At 74.1% G+C, this 18,717-nt stretch carries 18 protein-coding genes; 11 read left to right on the top strand and 7 right to left on the bottom strand.

Annotated features, from left to right (window positions below):
- Positions 1-77 precede the first annotated feature (77 nt).
- Both QJ852_22680 and QJ852_22675 read left to right on the top strand, forming a co-directional pair.
- On the top strand, positions 78-1,211 hold the full coding sequence (locus QJ852_22680) for a sensor histidine kinase (protein ID WGX95945.1): 1,134 nt from the start codon (positions 78-80) through the stop codon (positions 1,209-1,211).
- Positions 1,208-1,888, top strand: a complete 681-nt coding sequence (locus tag QJ852_22675; protein ID WGX95944.1) for a response regulator transcription factor — start codon at positions 1,208-1,210, stop codon at positions 1,886-1,888. Before QJ852_22680 ends, QJ852_22675 begins: the two co-directional genes overlap by 4 nt.
- Here the strand turns inward: QJ852_22675 and QJ852_22670 are convergent.
- Positions 1,874-2,554, bottom strand: a complete 681-nt coding sequence (locus QJ852_22670; GenBank protein WGX95943.1) for a pyridoxamine 5'-phosphate oxidase family protein — start codon at positions 2,552-2,554, stop codon at positions 1,874-1,876. The genes QJ852_22675 and QJ852_22670 overlap by 15 nt on opposite strands.
- Before the next feature lie 68 nt (positions 2,555-2,622).
- Here QJ852_22670 and QJ852_22665 point away from each other — a divergent pair, with 68 nt between their 5' ends.
- Positions 2,623-3,954, top strand: a complete 1,332-nt coding sequence (locus tag QJ852_22665; protein ID WGX95942.1) for a PLP-dependent aminotransferase family protein — start codon at positions 2,623-2,625, stop codon at positions 3,952-3,954.
- 69 nt (positions 3,955-4,023) lie between these two features.
- Here QJ852_22665 and QJ852_22660 read toward each other — a convergent pair whose 3' ends face one another.
- Positions 4,024-5,238 (bottom strand): MFS transporter, encoded by a 1,215-nt coding sequence (locus tag QJ852_22660; protein WGX95941.1) that lies wholly within the window; start codon positions 5,236-5,238, stop codon positions 4,024-4,026.
- Positions 5,239-5,273: 35 nt separating this feature from the next.
- Between QJ852_22660 and QJ852_22655 the strand changes: the two genes are divergently transcribed.
- Positions 5,274-5,945, top strand: coding sequence for a FadR/GntR family transcriptional regulator (locus QJ852_22655; GenBank protein WGX95940.1), 672 nt, complete (start codon positions 5,274-5,276; stop codon positions 5,943-5,945).
- Between the two features lie 12 nt (positions 5,946-5,957).
- Here QJ852_22655 and QJ852_22650 read toward each other — a convergent pair whose 3' ends face one another.
- Positions 5,958-6,878 carry an EamA family transporter gene (locus QJ852_22650; protein WGX95939.1) on the bottom strand — a complete coding sequence of 307 codons (921 nt, stop codon included), beginning with the start codon at positions 6,876-6,878 and terminating at the stop codon, positions 5,958-5,960.
- A 78-nt stretch (positions 6,879-6,956) separates the two neighbouring features.
- On the opposite strand from QJ852_22650, the gene QJ852_22645 reads away from it, so the two are divergent.
- Entirely contained in the window at positions 6,957-7,829 is an 873-nt protein-coding gene (locus QJ852_22645) for a LysR substrate-binding domain-containing protein (GenBank protein ID WGX95938.1), read from the top strand.
- 51 nt (positions 7,830-7,880) lie between these two features.
- A complete protein-coding gene (locus QJ852_22640) occupies positions 7,881-8,477 on the top strand; it encodes a hypothetical protein (GenBank protein WGX95937.1) in 597 nt (198 codons plus the stop codon).
- 93 nt (positions 8,478-8,570) lie between these two features.
- Here QJ852_22640 and QJ852_22635 read toward each other — a convergent pair whose 3' ends face one another.
- Complete coding sequence (locus QJ852_22635; GenBank protein ID WGX95936.1) at positions 8,571-9,674, bottom strand: citrate synthase 2; 1,104 nt, start codon at positions 9,672-9,674, stop codon at positions 8,571-8,573.
- 121 nt (positions 9,675-9,795) lie between these two features.
- On the opposite strand from QJ852_22635, the gene pdxH reads away from it, so the two are divergent.
- On the top strand, positions 9,796-10,467 hold the full coding sequence (gene pdxH, locus QJ852_22630; GenBank protein ID WGX95935.1) for a pyridoxamine 5'-phosphate oxidase: 672 nt from the start codon (positions 9,796-9,798) through the stop codon (positions 10,465-10,467).
- Here the strand turns inward: pdxH and QJ852_22625 are convergent.
- Positions 10,419-11,744, bottom strand: coding sequence for a hypothetical protein (locus QJ852_22625; GenBank protein ID WGX95934.1), 1,326 nt, complete (start codon positions 11,742-11,744; stop codon positions 10,419-10,421). The two genes, pdxH and QJ852_22625, sit on opposite strands and share 49 nt — an antisense overlap.
- Positions 11,745-11,968: 224 nt before the next feature.
- Here QJ852_22625 and QJ852_22620 point away from each other — a divergent pair, with 224 nt between their 5' ends.
- Complete coding sequence (locus tag QJ852_22620) at positions 11,969-12,823, top strand: NPCBM/NEW2 domain-containing protein (protein WGX95933.1); 855 nt, start codon at positions 11,969-11,971, stop codon at positions 12,821-12,823.
- A gap of 49 nt (positions 12,824-12,872) precedes the next feature.
- Here the strand turns inward: QJ852_22620 and QJ852_22615 are convergent, their stop codons facing one another.
- A complete protein-coding gene (locus tag QJ852_22615) occupies positions 12,873-13,829 on the bottom strand; it encodes a patatin-like phospholipase family protein (GenBank protein ID WGX95932.1) in 957 nt (318 codons plus the stop codon).
- Positions 13,830-13,890: 61 nt separating this feature from the next.
- Here QJ852_22615 and QJ852_22610 point away from each other — a divergent pair, with 61 nt between their 5' ends.
- On the top strand, positions 13,891-15,621 hold the full coding sequence (locus QJ852_22610; protein WGX95931.1) for a CocE/NonD family hydrolase: 1,731 nt from the start codon (positions 13,891-13,893) through the stop codon (positions 15,619-15,621).
- Between the two features lie 32 nt (positions 15,622-15,653).
- On the opposite strand, the gene QJ852_22605 is transcribed toward QJ852_22610, so the two are convergent.
- Positions 15,654-16,181, bottom strand: coding sequence for an rRNA adenine N-6-methyltransferase family protein (locus tag QJ852_22605; protein WGX95930.1), 528 nt, complete (start codon positions 16,179-16,181; stop codon positions 15,654-15,656).
- A gap of 134 nt (positions 16,182-16,315) precedes the next feature.
- Between QJ852_22605 and QJ852_22600 the strand changes: the two genes are divergently transcribed.
- On the top strand, positions 16,316-16,903 hold the full coding sequence (locus QJ852_22600; protein WGX95929.1) for a TetR/AcrR family transcriptional regulator: 588 nt from the start codon (positions 16,316-16,318) through the stop codon (positions 16,901-16,903).
- Positions 16,903-18,642, top strand: a complete 1,740-nt coding sequence (locus tag QJ852_22595) for an ABC transporter ATP-binding protein (protein WGX95928.1) — start codon at positions 16,903-16,905, stop codon at positions 18,640-18,642. The genes QJ852_22600 and QJ852_22595 overlap by 1 nt, the downstream gene beginning before the upstream one ends.
- Positions 18,643-18,717 lie beyond the last annotated feature (75 nt).

Raw genomic sequence — 18,717 nt, 5'->3', positions numbered from 1 at the left:
TGCGTACGCAGTTCTGCGTACGACGACGGCGCCCGTCGTCGTACGCCTCCGGGGTCGGGGCGCTCTAGCCTCGCTGCATGATCCACACGACTGCGCATCCGACGGTGGCCGAGCTGACCCGGGCCCATCGCTCGTGGTGGCCGTGGGCCGTCCTCGTGATCGTGCTGCTCGGCACCGCCGCCTCCAACGGCAAGAACGATGTCGACCACCCGGTGGCGCTGGGCGTGCTCCTCGTCGTCGTCGCGACGCTGCCGTCGGTGCTGCCGCCGCTGCCGGGCCGGCTGGCCGGTCTCGCGCTGACGGCCTCGGGTGCGCTGTGCGGTCTCTACTTCGCCCTCGGGTACGCCGACGGGCCGGTCTTCCTCGCGCTGCCGGTCGTGACCTTCCTGGTCGCCGCGACGGTCCCCGTCGGGCGCTGGCTGCCCGGCGCGTTGGTGGGCGTCGGCCTGCTCGCCGCCGGGCTCTGGGCCCGGTGGGAGTGGCATGCCGACGAGCCCCACAAGAGCCTGTGGCAGGCGATCGGCATGGTCGGCATCGTGCTGGCGGCCGGGGCGGTCGCGACCGCGACTCGCAATCGGTTCGAGGCCCGCGCCGAGCGGGTCGAGCGGACGGCGACCGAGGAGCGGCTGCGGATGGCCCAGGACCTGCACGACGGCGTCGGCCACGGGCTCGCGGTGATCGCCATGCAGGCCGGCGTCGCGCTGCACGTGCTCGATCGGGACCCGGCTGCGGCCCGCAGCAGCCTGGAGGCGATCCGCGCGACCAGCCGGGAGGCGCTCGACGCGCTCCGGGTCGAGCTGGCGACCATCGCGGGGGAGGCGGCGCCCCGGCGTCCGGCCGCGGGGGTCGAGGCGATCCCCGCCCTGGTGGACCGGATCCGGGCCGCCGGCCTGCCGGTCGAGGTGATCGGCGACCCCACCGACCTCGCCCTGCTCGCGTCCCCGGTCGGCGAGGTCGCCTACGCGGTCGTCCAGGAGGCGCTGACCAATGTGCTGCGCCATGCCGGCGCGGACGGCGCCACGGTCGCCTGGGAAGCCGGCTCCGGCACCCTCGCCCTCCGCGTCTCCGATGACGGGCGCGGCGGCGCGGTGCAGGATGAGGGCATGGGCATCGGCGGCATGCGGGCACGGGTGACCGCGGTCGGCGGCACCTTCCGGGCCGGCCCGCTGGCGCACGGCGGGTTCGAGGTCACGGCGGTGCTGCCCCGATGAACGACCCCGTGGGCGCCGCGATCCGGGTCGCTCTGGTCGACGACCAGCCACTGGTGCGGATGGGCCTGGCGACCCTGGTCGCCGCGGAGCCGGACCTCGAGCTCGCCGGCGAGGCGGCCGACGGGCGCGACGGACTGGCCCTGGTCCGCCGTACTCGGCCCGACGTGGTGCTCTGCGACATCCGGATGCCGGTCCTCGACGGGCTCGGCCTGCTGGCCGAGGTCGCGGCCGACCCGGCGCTGGCCGCGGTTCGGGTCGTGATGCTGACGACCTTCGAGCTCGACGAGTACGTCTTCGAGGCGCTCCGCAACGGGGCGAGCGGCTTCCTGCTCAAGGACGCCGAGCCGACCGCGATCCTCGATGCGGTCCGGGTCGTCGCCGACGGTGGCTCCCTGCTCGCGCCGTCGGTGACCCGTACCGTCATCGACCACTTCGGTGCCCGCCGGGCCGAGCGCCCGCACCCGCGGCTCGGGGATCTCACCGAGCGCGAGCGCGAGATCCTCGGCTGGGTCGCCACCGGCCGGTCGAACGGCGAGATCGCGGAGGCGCTGGTGGTCAGCCCCGACACGATCCGCACCCACGTCAGCCGGGCCATGGTCAAGCTGCAGGCCCGCGACCGCGCCCAGCTGGTGGTCTTCGCGATCGAGTCGGGGCTCCGTCGCTCAGAGGCCCCGTGAGCGGACGTCCGCCGGGACGCTGAGGCCGGGCGGGTTGTCGGCCGCCGGCACGGCCGTGCCGACGACCCGGTGGACCGGGAGGTGGCCGCCCCAGATGCCGGCCGCGACGTCCTCGGCGTCGTCGACCGGATCGCCGGCGCGTACCTTCAGCGACGCCTCGTGGAGGGGGACGGCGAGCACCGCGGTGGCGGCCAGCTCCTTGCGGGTGCTCGGGCGCAGGGTCGCGGCGCGACCCGGGATCATGTGGTCGACGATCAGGTCGAGGGCCCGCCGTCGCTCCGCGGGGTCATCGACCATCCGGGCCCGGCCGATCACGACCGCGCACCGGTAGTTCATCGAGTGGTGGAAGGCGGAGCGGGCAGCGACCAGGCCGTCGAGCTCGGTGACGGTGACGCAGACCGTCGCGCCGACCGACTCCCGCAGCCAGCGGGCCGCCACCGATCCGTGGACGTAGAGCGTGCCGCCCTCGTCAGGACCGTCGAGGTCGACGGCGTACGCCGTCGGCAGCACCACCGGATGGTCGCCCACGCTCACGCCGAGGTGGGCGACCAGGGCGTCACGGAGCAACGCGTGGAGCTCGGTCCGGTCGGCCACGGCGCGGTTGCGCCCACGCCGGACCCGGGTGCGGTCGGTGGGCTCGAGGGGCTGCGTGCCGCGCGTGGTCATGGCACCATCGTCGGTGACAAGTGGCCTGTACACACGGGCCAGTTCCCTGCCATTCCGACAGGCCAATCGTGCTTCCCGTCCGGCTCGACCGCACCGACCCACGCCCGCTCGGCACCCAGCTCGCCGACCAGGTCCGCCAGCTGGTGCTCGACGGCGCCCTCGCCCGGCACGACCGGATGCCCGCCACCCGTCGCCTCGCGGCCGACCTCGGGGTCTCGCGCTCGGTCGTCGCGCAGGCCTTCGACCAACTCCTCGCCGAGGGCTGGCTCGAGGCGCGGCAGGGCTCCGGCACCTGGGTCGCCGACGGCACGACCGGCCACCGCACGGCACCCGGCCGCCGGCGTACGCCGGCGCCGGAGCGGGCGCTGGTCATGCTCGACGCGGGCACCCCGTGGATCGACCCCCGCCACCAGACGGTGTGGCGGCGAGCCTGGCGGGAGGTCTCCGCGGCCACCCCGCCACGGGGGTACGACGACTCGCGCGGCCTGCCCGAGCTGCGCGCGCTCCTCGCCGAGCGGCTCGGCCGCACGCGCGGTCTCGCCGTCGACGCCGACCGGGTCCGGCTCACCGGCGGCACCGCGGCCGGGCTGCGACACCTGCTGGCCGTCCTGCCGACCGGAGCGGTCGCCCTGGAGGACCCCGGCTATCGGGCGGCGGTCGCCACCGTGCGCGGGTCCGGCCGGCTCGTGCGGGACCTGCCCGCGCTCGAACCGGTCACCGAGCTCGCCGGCTGCGTGGCGGCGTACGTCACCCCCGCCCACCAGCACCCCCTCGGCCGGGTCCTGCCCGCCGCCGAGCGGCTGCGCCTGCTGGCGACCGCGCGCCGCGACGACGCGCTGGTCATCGAGGACGACTACGACTCCGAGTTCCGCTACGACGTCGCGCCGGTGCCCGCTCTGGCCTCCCTCGACCGCGCCCGGGTCGCCTACCTGGGCACCGCGTCGAAGGCGATCCTCCCCTCGCTGCGCCTGGGCTGGGCCGTCGTGCCGGACCACCTGCTCGACGCCGTCGACGCCCACCGGGCACTCACCCACGACGCGCCGCCCTGGCCGGTGCAGCGCGCGCTGGTCACCCTGCTCCGCGACGGGTACGTCGACGCCGTGGTCCGCTCCGCCCGGCGCGTGTACGCCGAGCGTGCTCCGCGGGTGGTGGCCGCGCTCTCGCCGTACGCCGAGCTGGCCGGTCCGGTCGCCGGCATGTACTCCACCTGGCTGCTGCCGCATGCCCGTGCCGTCCGGGCCCGCGCAGCCGCCGAGCGCGCCGGATTCCGGGTCAACCTGCTGCGCGACTACTGCCGTACCGCCCGGCTCAGCGGCCTGGTCGTCGGCTTCGGCGGTCCGACCGATGCCGAGCTGGACCGGGCCCTCGACGTCCTGGTCGGCGCACTGAGCCGCTTGTAACTAAGTGTTACGTACGCAATTTGGGACTGGTGGGACGCATGTGGTGGATAACTGTGCTGTAACCCTTAGTTACAATCGGCGGGCGCTGATCCGCACCGGCCGCCCGGCGACGTACCCGGCCGCGATCTGGACCACGCCCATCCCCGCGAGCAGGGCGCACGGGAGCCGCCAGCTGCCGCTGGCGTCGTGCAGGACGCCGACCAGGAGCGGACCGCTCGCCGCGATCAGATAGCCGATGCTCTGGGCCATCGCCGAGAGGGACGCGGTGTCGGCGGTCGTGGTGGTGCGCATCGCGAAGAAGGACAGCGTCACCGGGAACACCGCGCCGCCGATGCCGAGCAGCGCCGCCCACAGCCAGGCGCCCTCCCGCGGCGCCAGCCACAGGCCGGCCCAGCCGATCATCGTGACCAGGCTCAGGGCGAGGACCAGGTGGCCCTGCTGGCGCAGGCGCACCGCCAGGGTCGGGGCGAGGAAGAAGAACGGCACGCCGATGGCGATGCTCACCGCCAGCAGCAGGCCGGCGGTCGCGTCGCTGAACCCCGATCCGGCGTACACGCTGGGCAGCCAGCTCATCATGACGTACGCGTAGAGCGACTGGGAGCCGAAGAGTACGGTGACCGCCCAGGCGGTGGGGCTGCGCCACAGGGGGGTACGACGGACGTCGGCGCGCCGCGGGTCGCGCCGGCGGCAGTGCGGCGCCCAGGCGATCAGCGCGACGACGGCGGCCAGCGCCCAGATGCCCAGGCCGATCCGCCAGCTGCCCGCGGCGTTGGCGATCGGGACGGTCGTGGCCGCACCGAGTGCCGAGCCGCCCGAGAGGACGGCGGTGTAGGCCCCGGTCATCATGCCGACACGATGGGGGAAGTGCTCCTTGACGATCGCGGGGACCAGCACGTTGGCGAGTGCGATGCCGGCGCAGGCCACCGCTGTGCCCGCGATCAGGGCCGGGGTGCCGTCGAGGACGCGGAGCACCAGGCCGGCGGCGAGCAGGCCGAGGGCGACGACCAGGCCGCGGTCGACGCCGATCCACCGGGTGACCGCCATCGCGGTCGCGCCGACCACGGCGAAGCAGAGCACGGGCAGCGAGGTCAGCAGGCCCTGGGTCGCGGGGGAGACGCCGAGGTCGCCGAGGCGGTCGAGCAGCGCGCCGAGGGAGGTGATCGCCAGGCGCAGGTTGAAGGCGACGAGGAGGACGGCGACGACCAGGCCCGCGCCGGCACGGGCGATAGGGCGGCCGGGTGCGCACGCGGGCTCGGCGACGGCATCATGGACGGAAGAGGCCATGCCCCTACCATGACAGACATAGGATGATTGGACCAATGAACGGAGGCTCCGTGCCGCTCGCCCCCACCACTCCCGCCTCGCTGGTCGACCAGGCCATCGACGGCATGCGCGCGCTGCTCGAGAGCGGTGAGTGGGAGGTCGGCACCCGGATCCCGCCCGAGCCCGCCCTCGCCGCGGCGCTCGGCGTCAGCCGCAACACCGTGCGTGAGGCGGTCCGGGCGCTGGCCCACCTCGGACTGCTGCAGGTACGCCGCGGCGACGGCACCTACGTCGCCGCGCTCACCGAGATGCAGGCCCTGATGCACAAGCAGCTCGACCGGGTCGACCTCGAGCACCTGCTCGAGGTGCGCCACGCGATCGAGGTGCGGGCCGCAGCCCTGGCTGCGGTACGTCGTACCGACGACGACATCGCCGCCCTGGACGCGATCATGGGCCGCCGGCGCGCCGCGGTCCGCGACGGCGACGGTCCCGGCTCGGTCGACGCCGATGTCGACTTCCACTGCGCGGTCGTGGCCGCCGCCCACAACCCGTTGCTCGTCGAGCTGTACGACGGCCTCGTGGAGACCCTGCGCGCGAGCATCCAGCACCTGACCGACAACGACGCGCTCGCCGGCGAGCACGACGCGGTACTGGAGGCGATCCGCGCCGGCGACCCGGTCGCCGCCGCGGCGGCCGGCGCGGAGCTGCTCGACCACGTCGAGCGCTGACCGGCTCCCGGCTCAGCGCCGGGTGAGCTGCCCGCCGAGGATCGCGGCCAGGGCGAGCGCGAAGCCGGCCAGTTGCACCGGCCGCAGCGCCTCGCCCAGGATCAGCCAGCCGAGGGCGGCCGCCACGACGGGGGAGAGCAGGCCGAGCAGGGCCGTGGCCACGACCGGGAGCGAGCCGAGGCCGCGGAACCAGAACAGGTACGCCGCGAGCCCGCCGATCGCGCCGAGCCACAGGTAGCCGCCGGCCGCCGGGGCGTCGATCGCCGGCGGCGCACCCTCGAGGAGGAAGGTCAGCGGCAGCAGCACCAGCCCGCCGGCCGTCAGCAGCCAGCTCACCAGCACGCCTGAGCCGATGCCCGGCGGTCGGCCCCAGCGCCGGGTGAGGACCACCCCGGCCGCCATCGACAGCGCGCCGCCGAGGCCGGCGAGGAGTCCGACCGGATCGAGCGTCGCGTCGGGACCGAGGACGACGAGCGCCACCCCGCCGACGCCGGCCAGCGCCCAGCCGACCCGGGCGAGCGTGGGACGCTCACCGAGGAGCGGCAGTGCGAGGCCGATCACGAGCAGTGGCTGGACCGCGCCGACCGTCGCCGCGACGCCCCCGGGCAGTCGCTCCGCCGCGACGAACAGGAGCGGGAAGAAGATGCCGATGTTGAGCGCGCCCAGTGCGAGCGAGCGCCACCACCACACGCCCTGAGGCAGCCGACGCAGGACGACGAGCAGCAGCAGGCCGGCCGGCAGGGCGCGCAGCAGTCCCGCGAAGAGCGGGTGCCCGGCGGGCAGCAGCTCGGTCGTCACCAGATAGGTGGTGCCCCACACCGCGGGCGCCAGGGCGGTCAGCGCGGTGAGCCCGACCGCGCCGGGCACTCCGGTCGCGTCGGGAGTGCGGGGGTCGCCGGTCGCCGGGGGCCGGACGTCGGTGGTCGTGGTCATGCCTCCAGGGTCCGCCGATCCTTTTCATGAGTCCAACACATGCTTTTCATCTGATTGATCGTGAATCAAGATAGATAGGTGGAGTTGCAGCAGATGAGATATGTCGTCGCGATCGCCGAGCACGGGACCTTCACCCGGGCCGCGGAGGCCTGCTTCGTCGTGCAGTCCGCGCTCAGCCACCAGGTGGCGCGGCTGGAGCAGGAGCTCGGCGTACGGCTCTTCCACCGGACCAGCCGCCAGGTCCGGCTCAGCCCCGCCGGCCAGGCGTTCCTGCCGATCGCCCGGCAGTGCCTCGACGCCGCCGACCGGGCGCGGGCCGAGGTCGCCGCCGCGACGGGCGAGGTGCGGGGACCGCTGTCGATCGGCGTGATCCCGACGGTCGCGGCGGTCGACGTCCCCGCCGCACTGCGCACCTTCCGCGAGCGCCACCCGCAGGTCCAGGTCCGACTGACCAGCGGCAACAGCGACAGCCACGTGCAGCAGGTCGTCGACGGCAGGCTCGACCTCGCGTTCCTCGGTCTGCCCGAGGACTGGGAGATCGCCGGTGTCGCCGGCCGGCGGCTGGCCCGCGACCATCATCGCGCCGTGATGGCGCCCGGGCACCCGCTCGCCGGACGGTCGCGGCTGAGCCTGGCCCGGCTCGCCGGCGAGACCTTCGTCGACTTCCCGGCCGGCAGCACCGGGCGCCTCCAGGCCGACGCGGCGTTCGCCGACGCCGGCCTGCGCCGTGAGGTCAGCTTCGAGACCACCGACATGCTGCTGATGGGCCGGATCCTGCGGGCCGGGCTCGCGGTGGCCCTGCTCGCGTCCACCTTCGTCGACCAGCTGCCCGGTCTGGTCGCCGTCCCCGTCACCCGCGCCCCGGTCCGCACCGAGCACGTGGTGTGGAGCAGGTTCGGGCCCGCGCCGGCCGCCGCGGCCTTCCTCGAGCAGGTCGGCATCGCGCTCTGAGCGTGAGGGCCACCGGGCTCAGGTCGGGGCCCGAGGCGCCGATGGACCGGTGTGTCAGTCCTGCGCGCCCTGTTCGTCGCCGCCCTCCTGGCGACGGCGCTGACCGTGCTGCCGGGACTGGCCCGGGGGCCGCTGCTGCCCGCACCGGCCGCCCATGCCGATGCGGCGCCGCTCGAGGACTATGCGGCGTACCAACCGCCGGTCCGCTGCTCCCCGCGCGACCGGCCCGGCACGAAGGCACTGGCCCGCTGGACCGTCCGCCGTTTCGGTGGCGGGTTCGGCGGCATCTCCCGCGCCTGCAGCGCCAGCCCGTCCGAGCACAGCGAGGGCCGCGCCTTCGACTGGACCGTCGACGTACGCCGGGCGGCGGACCGGCGCCGGGTCCGCGCCCTCCTCGCCGCGCTCTTCGCCTCCGACGCCGCCGGCAACCCGGCGGCACTGGCCCGCCGGATGGGCGTCATGTACGTCATCTGGGACGACACGACCTGGTCGTCCTGGCGGCGGTTCGCCCCCGCGCCGTACCTCAACGCGGCCTGTCCGACGAGGCGCGAGTGCTCCCGCACCCTGCGACACCGCGACCACGTGCACATCTCGCTCACCCGACCCGCGGCCCGTGGGCGCCTGTCCTGGTACGTCGGCCGGGTCTAGCCGCCCGGACCGCGACGCACCCGGCATCCGGGTCGTCGAATCGATGGATTGACGACCGGAATGCCGGGTGCGACGGTCAGGCTGGCTCGGGGCTCACTGGCCCCAGGAGGCGTCCCAGCCCTCGATGTCGCTGGCGGGACGGGCGGCCGGGCCGGTATAGATCGCCGAGGGGCGGATCAGCCGGCCGGTCGTCTTCTGCTCCAGGATGTGGGCGGACCAGCCGCCGGTGCGGGCGCAGGTGAACATCGAGGTGAACATGTTCGCCGGGACCTCGGCGAAGTCGAGGACGATCGCGGCCCAGAACTCGACATTGGTCTCCAGTACCCGGTCGGGGCGGCGGGCGCGGAGCTCGGCGAGGGCGGCCTTCTCCAGCGCCTCGGCGACCTCGTAGCGCGGGGCGTCGAGCTCGCGGGCGGTCCGGCGCAGTACGCGGGCGCGCGGGTCCTCCGCACGATAGACGCGGTGCCCGAAGCCCATCAGCCGCTCGCCGGAGTCGAGCAGACCCTTGACGTAGGCCTCGGCGTCGCCGGACTTCTCGACCTCCTCGATCATGTGCAGCACCCGCGAGGGCGCGCCGCCGTGCAGCGGGCCGCTCATCGCGCCGATGGCGCCCGAGAACGCGGCGGCGACGTCGGCGCCGGTCGAGGTGATCACGCGGGCGGTGAAGGTGGAGGCGTTCATGCCGTGCTCGGCGGCCGAGGACCAGTAGGCGTCGATGGCGTGGGCGTGCTTGGGGTCGGCCTCGCCGCGCCAGCGGATGAGGAACTTCTCCGCGAGCGTCCTGCCCTCGTCCACGACCTTCTGGGGGACGACGGGCAGGTGCAGGTCACGCGCCGACTGGCCGGCGTACGACAGGACCATCACCGCCACCCGGGCGAGGTCGGCGCGGGCCTGCTCGTCGCTGATGTCGTAGGTCTGGCCGAAGCCGAAGGCCGGCGCGAGCATGGCGATCGCCGCCTGGACGTCGACGCGGACGTCGCCGGTGTGCACCGGGAGGCTGAATGCCTCCGCCGGCGGCAGGCCGGGGGTGAACGAGCCGTCGATCAGCAGGCCCCACACGTTCTCGAAGGGCACCCGGCCGACCAGGTCCTCGATGTCGACGCCGCGGTAGCGCAGGGCCGAGCCCTCCTTGTCGGGCTCCGCGATCTGGGTCTCGAAGGCGATGACGCCCTCCAGTCCGTGGTGTACCTCGGGCATCGGCGAACTCCTTCGAAGCGATGAGTGCAGGTGCGTCCGAGCCGGGCGACCCGCGGGCCACCCGGCATTCTGCCCCACGGCGCCCCGCGGCCGGCTCCGCGGTGGCCCCTAGGGTGGCCCCATGGCTGCCGACCCCGCCCCGTTCCCCGACCTGGCCGCCCTGCGCAGGGAGTACGGCGACCGCGGACTCGCCGAGGCCGGCGTACCCGACGCGCCGTGGTCGCTGTGGCAGCGCTGGTTCGACGAGGTGGCCGCCGCCGGCGTCCACGAACCGAACGCGATGGTCGTGGCGACCGTCGACCCCGACGGTGCCCCGTCGGCGCGGATGGTGCTGCTCAAGGGCGTCGCCGCCGACGGCCCGGACGACGGGTTCACCTTCTTCACCAACACCGGTTCGCGCAAGGGTGCGGCCCTGGCGGCCGAGCCGCGGTGCGCACTGCTGTTCCCGTGGCATCCGCTGGAGCGCCAGGTCCGGGTGGAGGGCACCGCGCAGCCGCTCGCCGAGGAGCAGGTCGCGGCCTACTTCGGTTCGCGCCCCCGGGGCGCCCAGCTCGGCGCCTGGGCCTCGCCGCAGTCGCAGGTCGTCGCCGGCCGGGCCGAGCTCGACCGGCGCTACGCCGAGGCGGAGGATCGCTTCGCCGGCGCGGACGTGCCGGTGCCGCCGGCATGGGGCGGCTACCGCGTCCGGCCGACGGTCTTCGAGTTCTGGCAGGGCCGACCCGGCCGGATGCACGACCGGCTGCGCTACGCCCGCACCGCCAGCGGCTGGGAGGTCACCAGGCTCGCGCCCTGAGGGACGCCGCTGTCGCGGGGCTGGTCGGACTTCTGCGCCGCCGCGTAGATCGCGCCGAGCAGGATCAGCACCGCGATCACCCCGACCAGGATCAGCGTCTCCCGCTTGTCGGTGCCGCCGACGGGGCCGCGCGCCGGCTCCCGCTGGGTCTCGACAGCGGGGACCTTGTCGATCTCGGTCTCGGCAGCGGCGTCGATCTCGGCGTCGGCCGGCGCGACCTCCTCGACCTCCTCGACCTCCTCGACCTCCTCGACCTCCTCGACCTCCTCGACCTCCTCGACCTCCTCGACCTCCTCGACCTCCTCGACCTCCTCGACCTCCTCGACCTCGTCGAGCTCGTCGAGATCCTCGAGGTCCTGGGATCCGTGGCCGACCGGCCGGGGCCGGGTGCTGTGGCTCGCGGAGCGGCGGCGCTTGCTGCGCCGGCGGCGGACGATCTCGGTGCCGAGGCCGGGGACGTCCCCCGCGCCGTCGAGCGGCTCGAAGCGCGGCACGGTGTGGCTGGTCGCCACGACCCGCCGGAACGCGTCGTGCTCGTCGACCGGCTGCTCCGCGGCCCGCTCCTCCGCTTCCGATTCGTCCGCGACCGGCTCCTCCGCGACCGGCTCCTCCGCGACCGGCTCCTCCGCGACCGGCTCCTCCGCGACCGGCTCCTCCGTGACCGTGGCTTCGCCGAGCGCCTCGTCGGGGTGCTCATCGGCGTCCTCGTCGACCGCATCCTCGGCACCGCGCTGCGGCGCGGGGTCGCCCAGCGGGTCGGAGAGGGTGTCGAAGAGCGGATCGAACCGGGGCACCTCTCGCGACGGGATCAGCAGCGACCGGAACGCGTCGCGTTCGCGTTCGCGCTCCGCGGCGCGCACTCGGTCGTCGGAGCTCGATGCGTGGTCGTCGGCGGACACGGGGTCATCCTCGCCGATCACCACGTGCGGGCGCCCGTGGGTGGGCCAGAGGGTGGGATCGACCGTCTCGAGGACCACCAGCAGCCCCTGGATCGTGGGCCGGCGCTCCTCGGCGCCGGCGATCGCGCGCTGGATGACCTCGGCGGCGAACGACGGGAAGCCGGGCAGTACCTCCGCCGGCGAGCGCGGGGCCGTGGCCGGGCCGGGGTCGACGCCGGTCAGGGCGTGGTAGGCGAGGCGTCCGAGGACGGCGACCTCGGTCTCCTCGACCCGGCACAGCAGCGGGATCGCCTGGTCCGCGGGCAGCGGATCGGGCGCCGCCGCGGCGATCAATGCCTCCAGCAGGGCGCGCTCGTCCGGGTGGACCCCCATGTCCATGAGCGCATCCTGCCCCCTGGGCCGGTCCGGTGGGCCGGAATCGACCACTCCGGTCCCACGCGCCGGCCGCTCCGGCGTGTCGGTGTGTCCTCCGATCCGCCGACAGCCGATCGGCCCCGCGGCGCGACCGCGTTCGTTAGCGTCCGAGTCCTGGGGCGGACGACGCCGAGCGGGCTCTGGCGCGGAGCGGACCCGGAACGAGGAGAGGACATCGAGTGCGCGTGATGCTGAAGGCAGCCGTCGCCGTCGTGGTGGGGCTGGGCGCCCTGGCGGGGCCGGGGGCACCGCCGTCGTCCGCTGCGGCTCCGGACGCCCCGCCGGCCCGACAGGGGCAACGGATCTCGCTGACGCTCACCTCGGCGGGGGAGGCGGTCACCGGGGACGCCGTGACCTTCGCCGGGTCGGCCACCAAGAAGCTGCGCGGCCGCAAGGTGCGCCTGCTGCGGAGCGTGGGCGGAGGCGCGTGGGTCGAGGTCGGCAAAGCCCGGATCCAGCGGGACCGGACGTTCACGATCCAGGGCGTCGCCTCCGGCGTAGGGGCGAACGCGTGGCAGGTCCGGGCGAAGACGAAGCCGGTGAAGCGGAACGGGAGGACCGTCAAGAAGGGCAGGGCCGTCACGTCCGGCATCGTGCAGACCACCGTGCTCCAGTGGTTCTTCCTCTCCGACCGGGCCTGGGTCGACTCCAAGGACGAAGCCGGGAGCTATCCCTTCCGGGGCAGCATGACGAGCGGGGGCACCGCCTTCACGCGCAGCATCTCGTTCGGCAGCTACACCTCGGCATGGGACTGGGAGCGGGCGTCGTGGGCCGAGTACAACCTCGGCTACCACTGTCGCCGGTTCGAGGCGTCGATCGGCATCTCCGACACGTCGGCGACCGGTACGGACGCCACCTTCTTCGTCTCCCTCGACGGCGCCCGCCGCAGCGTGGGCCGCAAGGTCCTCGGCGCGCCGAGCCCGGTCGGCGTCGACGTCGCCGGTGTGCTGAGCCTGCGCCTGGAGGGGGTCCCCAACAGTCAGGACCGCTACGGGCGCGGCGGCTTCGGCGATGCCCGGGTGCTCTGCGCCGCCCAGCCCTGATCGTCCGGCCTGACCGTTCAGCTCCGGCCGGCTTCGGCCGGCCGCCCGGTCAGCGCCCGGCGTCGTCCAGTGCCGCCTTCGTCAGCGTGCGGCCGAGGTCGAGCAGTTCCTCGGCCCGGTGGAAGTCGATGGTGCGGGCGGCGCTGAGCGGGACGGTGACCAGCACGTCGGGCGGCAGGGCGGCCAGCCGGTAGCGCGTGATCAGGCTCTGCATCGCGTCGAAGGACAACGACACGACCTCCGAGGTCCGCACGTCCGGGCGTACGTCGACCGTCTCGGCCGACGGCGCCTCCGCCGGGGCCTCGGGAGGGACGGGCAGAACGGGCGGGGCGGGCGGGGCAGGCGGGACGGCCTCGGCCAGGTCCTCCTCGCCCCGGCGGAACCGGCGGCGCAGGTCGGCCGCCCACTCCGCCCGGCGCACGGAGAAGCCCCGGGCGGGCGAGGTCGGCTCGTGCGGCTCGCGCGGCCCCTGGAGCGAGACCGCGACGGTGAAGTCGGCGGCCGCGGCGGCGGTGGGCTCGAGCGGCAGCGGGTTGAGCAGGCCGCCGTCGACGAGGACCCGGCCGTCGACCACGGCGGGGGTGAACAGGCCCGGGATGGCGAAGGACGCGCGCATCGCGGGGATCAGTGGACCGCGCTGGAACCACACCTCGCGGCGGGCCGCCAGGTCCGTGGCGACCGCGGTGTAGGGGATCGGCAGCGACTCGATGGTGACGTCGCCGACGATGTCGTCGAGCGCGGCCATCAGCCGCTCCGCGGTGGCGGCGCCGCCGCCCGTCCAGGTGGGGTCGGCCAGCCGGACCACCCGGCGCCCGGTCAGCGTCGAGGCCCAGGCGGCGAACTCGTCGTCCTTGCCGGCGGCCACCAGACCGCCGATGACGGCGCCCATCGACGTACCCGAGACCGCGACGATCTCGTGGCCGCGGTCCCGGAGCTCCTGGACCGCGCCGAGGTGGGCGTACCCGCGGGCGCCGCCGGAGCCGAGGACCAGTGCCACGCGTGCCATGCCTCCATTGTGGGACGGCCGCCGCGACATAGCCCAGGAGCGACCGTGTCGTTGTGCTCACATGGGACCGCGAACCCTCACCAGACTGCTCGTCGCCCTCAGTCTCGCCGTGACCGGCCTCGCCGCCTGGCCGCGACCGGCCGGCGCCGACGACCCGGCCCCACCCGCGCGGGTGGTCGTCGACCAGCGGTTCACCACCTCCGACGGCGTCGAGCTGCAGACGACGCTGACCAGCGTCGGGCCGGTCACGGCCAAGCCGACGGTGGTGGAGTTCTCGCCGTACGGCGACGGGAGCCAGACGCTCGAGGTGACACCGGACTACAACTTCCTGCTGGTCCAGATCCGCGGCACCGGCGACAGCGACGGGTCCTTCGACGCCCTCGGTCCGAAGAGCCAGCGCGACGTGGTCGAGGTCCTGCAGTGGGCGTGCGCGCAGCCGTTCAGCGACGGCGACCTCGCCGTCAACGGCTTCTCGGCCAGCGCGATCGTGCTCTACAACTCCTGGCACCAGCAGCTGCCGTGCGTGAAGGCGGCGATCCTGCGCTCGGGCACCCACGAGCTCTACCGCGACCTGCTCGTGCCCGGCGGCATCCTCAACCTGGTCCCCGGCGCCGGTGTCATCGGGATGATCGGCGCACCGGCCCTGCTGCAGGGTGTCGACCGCCTGCGCCGTGACCCGGCCTCCTCGCTCGGCGTGGTCGGCGGGCTCTTCGCGAGCGGTCTCGGCGTCCTGGCCCACCCGAGCCTCGACTCCTGGTGGGTCGAGCGCGGCTGGCGCGGCGACGCCAACGACATCCCGGTGCTCATGCTCAACGGCTTCTACGACGTCGAGTCGCGCGGAGTGTTCCAGGCATTCCAGGCGCTGCGCGACGACGGTGCCCACCTCGTCATGGAGGGCGGCCACGACGGTACGCCGGCCGGCACCGACGGCGGTGTGGGCGAGGCCCGGGAGTGGCTCGACCACTACCTGCGCGGCATCGACAACGGGATCGAGAGCCGGCCCGCGGTCCGGCTGCTGCTCGCCCACGGCGACCGGGCGGCGTACCTCGACGGCCGGTTCACGGTCCGGGAGGCCGCCGACTGGCCGGTCCCCGGCACCACCTGGACCGAGCTCGCCCTGGGCGGGGGCAAGCGGCTGACGACCGCCCCGCCCGCGACGTCGCGGAAGGAGTCGTACCTGACCCTGCCCACCCTGCCGACCATGTCCGACGTGCCGACCTGGTCGCTGCTGGAGGCCGGGGGAGCGAAGGCCCTCACCGGTGCGCTGCCCTTCCTCGACCGCACGAACGCGGTGGCCGTCGAGAAGCTGACCGGCCTGACCTACACCACCGACGCCCTGTCCGCCGATGTCGCGCTGGCGGGTCCGCTCGCCCTCGACCTGCCGTTGGCGACCACGACCCCCGGCTCGGGGATCTGGGCGATCCTCTCCGACGTCGCGCCCGACGGCTCCTCGCACCCGCTGACGGTCGGTCGACTGTCGACCAGCTATCCGAACCTGGTCCCCGGCCGGTCGCTGACCGACGCCGGTGGCGCCGTGGTGCAGCCCTATGGCGACTACAGCACCGCCGACCGAGCCCCGATGGGCAAGATCCGGCGCTACCAGGTCGAGCTGTGGCCGGTCGGCAACGTCTTCGCGGCCGGTCACCGGCTGCGGATCCAGATCGTCGGGACCTCACTGTTCTCGCCACTGTCGCTGCCCGCAGTCCACACGATCCGGGTCGGCGGGCCCGACGGCGCCCGGCTCCGGGTCCCGGTCCTGCCCGGCAGCGACCTCGGATCCGCCCTGCGCTGAGCCGGGCGCCCAGGCATCCGGTAGTCGGCCGGTCACCGCTCGACCCGCAGCACCACCGAGTCCACCCGTGGCGGCGGCCGGAAGGCGGCGCGCGGGACGGGCCGCCCGACCTGGAGCCGGTAGCGGCGGGCGTGGCGGGCGCGGGGCGGTGCGGCGGCCAGCCGCCGGGCGGTGGCGGACTGCAGCACCAGATCGGCCGACAGCAGCCGATCGGTGCCGAGGAGCAGGCGGAGCAGGGGCGTGGAGAGCGAGTACGGCGGGCTGGCCACCACCCGGAACGGCCGGGAGGGGAGCCGGAGGTCGCGCAGGTCACAGCGGACCACCCGGACCCCGCGCTCGGCGTACCGCTCGCGGAGGGCGGCGGCCCGGCCGGGGTGCAGCTCGACGGCGACCACCTGCGCACCGGCGTCGGCCAATGGTCCGGTCAGCGCGCCGTGCCCGGCGCCGATGTCGAGGACCAGGTCGCCCGCGACGACAGGACTGTCGGCGACCAGGCGCCGCGCCCAATCAGGCCGGAGCGGGTGCCATCCCCAGTCCCGCCGCGTCCGCTGTCCGGACACGACGCACCATCACGTTGACGTGGCTCATGACCCGGACCCTACGGAGCGTCCCGGCGACGCCGCATCTCCTTTTGTCGCGACCGCCGGCGAAAAAGAACTTGTGAGTGAGTACTCACTCATTTACTGTGACCGGCATGCCACCCCGCGCCACGCCGCTGTCGCCCGACGACCGGCGGGAGATGCTCATCCGGACGACCCGGCCGCTGCTCTACCAGCACGGGCGGCGGGTGACCACGCGGCTGATCGCCGAGGCGGCGGGGGTCGCCGAGGGGACGATCTTCCGGGTCTTCGACTCCAAGGACGACCTGATCGACACCACCATCGCCCGGGCCTTCGAGCCGGGCGACGTGCTGCACCGGCTCGACGAGATCGACCTCGGCCTGCCGCTGCGCGAGCGGATGGTGGCGATGACCTCCATCCTGCAGCAGCGGTTCCTCGCGATCTTCGGGCTGATGAGAGCCATGGGCTTCGTCGGCCCCCCGGACCACCTGACCGAACGGCCCGAGATCAAGAAGGGCCTCGCCGAGGTGCACGACCGGCTCTACCTGCTCCTCTCCCCAGACATCGATCGGTTCGACCGTGACCCCGACCGGGTCCTCCATGTCTGGCGGCTGCTGACCTTCGCCGCGTCCCACGAGGAGATCGCCGACGGTGACCTGCTCACCCCCGTCGAGATCGTCGACACCGTCCTGGACGGCGTACTGAGGAAGGACTCGCACTGATGCTCGCCCCGCTCCTGCGCGACTACCTGCGGCCCTACAAGGGCTGGCTGGCGGCCATCGTCGTGCTCCAGTTCACCGGCACCGCCGCCATGCTCTACCTGCCCAGTCTCAATGCCGACATCATCGACAAGGGCGTCGCCCGCGGCGACACCGGCTACGTCGTGAAGCTCGGCGGCGTCATGCTCGCCGTGGCGCTCGTCCAGGCCGCCTGCTCGATGACGTCGGCCTGGTTCGGCGGCCAGACCGCGATGGCCTTCGGGCGCGACCTGCGCAAGGCGCTGTTCGGCCGGATCGGCAGCTTCTCGGCCCGCGAGGTGTCCACCTTCGGCGCCCCGTCGCTGATCACCCGCGCCACCAACGACGTCCAGCAGGTGCAGATGCTGGCGATGATGACCTGCCTGATGGCGGTGACCATCCCGATCATGATGGTCGGCGGCGTGATCATGGCGATGCGCGAGGACCTCGGCCTGTCCTGGCTGGTCGTCGCCGTCGTCCCGGTGCTCTTCGTCTGCATCGGCCTCGTGGTGTCGCGGATGGTGCCGGCCTTCCGGCAGGTCCAGGAGCGGCTCGACGACGTCAACCGGGTGATGCGCGAGCAGATCTCCGGCATCCGGGTGGTCCGGGCGTTCGTCCGCGAACCGCAGGAGGTTCGGCGGTTCGAGCGGGCCAACGACGACCTCACCGAGGTCTCGCTGCGCGCCGGCCGCTGGATGGCGGTCATGTTCCCGCTCGTGATGGCGGTGTCCAACGCCGCGAGCGTGGGCGTGATCTGGTTCGGCGGCCACCGCGTCGACGGCGGCCAGATGGAGGTCGGTGCGCTGACCGCCTTCCTGGCCTACCTGATGCAGATCCTGATGTCGGTGATGATGGGCACCTTCATGCTGATGATGATCCCGCGGGCCTCGGTCAGCGCGGACCGGATCGGCGAGGTGCTCGACACCAGCACCAGCGTGGTACCTCCGGCGCGACCGGTCACCGAGGTCGACGTCGCCGGGCACCTCGACCTCGAGGGCGTCGGCCTGACCTATCCCGGCGCCGAGGCGCCGGTGCTGCGCCAGGTCACCTTCTCCGCCCGGCCCGGCCAGACGGTCGCGGTCATCGGCTCGACCGGCGCGGGCAAGACGACCCTGGTCAACCTGGTGCCCCGGCTGCTCGACGCCACCGAGGGCGTGGTCCGGGTCGACGGTGTCGACGTGCGCGACCTCGAGCCCGAGCTGCTCTGGTCCCGCATCGGGCTGGTGCCCCAGCGGGCCTTCCTGTTCTCCGGCACGGTCGCCTCCAACCTGCGCTATGGCCGCCCGGAGGCCACCGACGAGGAGCTGTGGGCGGCGCTCGAGATCGCGCAGGGAGCCGACTTCGTCCGCGCGATGCCCGAGCAGCTGGACACCGCCGTCGCCCAGGGCGGTACGACGGTCTCCGGCGGCCAGCGGCAGCGGCTCGCCATCGCCCGCGCGCTCGTCCGGCGCCCCGAGATCTACCTGTTCGACGACGCCTTCTCCGCGCTGGACGTCGCGACCGACGCTCGGCTGCGGGCGGCGCTGCGGCCGGTGACCCGCGACGCGACGGTGCTCATCGTCGCGCAGCGGATCGCGACCATCCGCGACGCCGACATGATCCTCGTGCTCGAGGACGGCGAGGTCGTCGGCCAGGGCACCCACGACGAGCTGATGCGCGACAACCCGACGTACCAGGAGATCGCCGCCTCACAAGGCATCAAGGGAGAGGGGGTGCTCGCATGAGCGAGAGCTCCACCGGCTCGGCCGCCGGGTCCAAGACCATGAAGCAGACCGAGCGGATCGTCCAGCAGGGCGGCC

This window comes from Nocardioides sp. L-11A (genome assembly GCA_029961745.1).
Classification (GTDB): Bacteria; Actinomycetota; Actinomycetes; order Propionibacteriales; family Nocardioidaceae; genus Nocardioides.
This window is presented reverse-complemented; position numbering and strand designations above follow the sequence as displayed.

Bases quoted from the DNA above. Each gene is read 5' to 3' on its own strand.
- QJ852_22620 (WGX95933.1), top strand. From the start codon at position 11,969: ATGCTGAAGGCAGCCGTCGCCGTCGTGGTGGGGCTGGGCGCCCTGGCG.
- QJ852_22680 (WGX95945.1), top strand. From the start codon at position 78: ATGATCCACACGACTGCGCATCCGACGGTGGCCGAGCTGACCCGGGCC.
- pdxH (WGX95935.1), top strand. From the start codon at position 9,796: ATGGCTGCCGACCCCGCCCCGTTCCCCGACCTGGCCGCCCTGCGCAGG.
- QJ852_22615 (WGX95932.1), bottom strand. From the start codon at position 13,829: ATGGCACGCGTGGCACTGGTCCTCGGCTCCGGCGGCGCCCGCGGGTAC.
- QJ852_22650 (WGX95939.1), bottom strand. From the start codon at position 6,878: ATGACCACGACCACCGACGTCCGGCCCCCGGCGACCGGCGACCCCCGC.
- QJ852_22675 (WGX95944.1), top strand. From the start codon at position 1,208: ATGAACGACCCCGTGGGCGCCGCGATCCGGGTCGCTCTGGTCGACGAC.
- QJ852_22660 (WGX95941.1), bottom strand. From the start codon at position 5,238: ATGGCCTCTTCCGTCCATGATGCCGTCGCCGAGCCCGCGTGCGCACCC.
- QJ852_22625 (WGX95934.1), bottom strand. From the start codon at position 11,744: ATGGACATGGGGGTCCACCCGGACGAGCGCGCCCTGCTGGAGGCATTG.
- QJ852_22670 (WGX95943.1), bottom strand. From the start codon at position 2,554: ATGACCACGCGCGGCACGCAGCCCCTCGAGCCCACCGACCGCACCCGG.
- QJ852_22610 (WGX95931.1), top strand. From the start codon at position 13,891: ATGGGACCGCGAACCCTCACCAGACTGCTCGTCGCCCTCAGTCTCGCC.
- QJ852_22600 (WGX95929.1), top strand. From the start codon at position 16,316: ATGCCACCCCGCGCCACGCCGCTGTCGCCCGACGACCGGCGGGAGATG.
- QJ852_22595 (WGX95928.1), top strand. From the start codon at position 16,903: ATGCTCGCCCCGCTCCTGCGCGACTACCTGCGGCCCTACAAGGGCTGG.
- QJ852_22635 (WGX95936.1), bottom strand. From the start codon at position 9,674: ATGCCCGAGGTACACCACGGACTGGAGGGCGTCATCGCCTTCGAGACC.
- QJ852_22655 (WGX95940.1), top strand. From the start codon at position 5,274: ATGAACGGAGGCTCCGTGCCGCTCGCCCCCACCACTCCCGCCTCGCTG.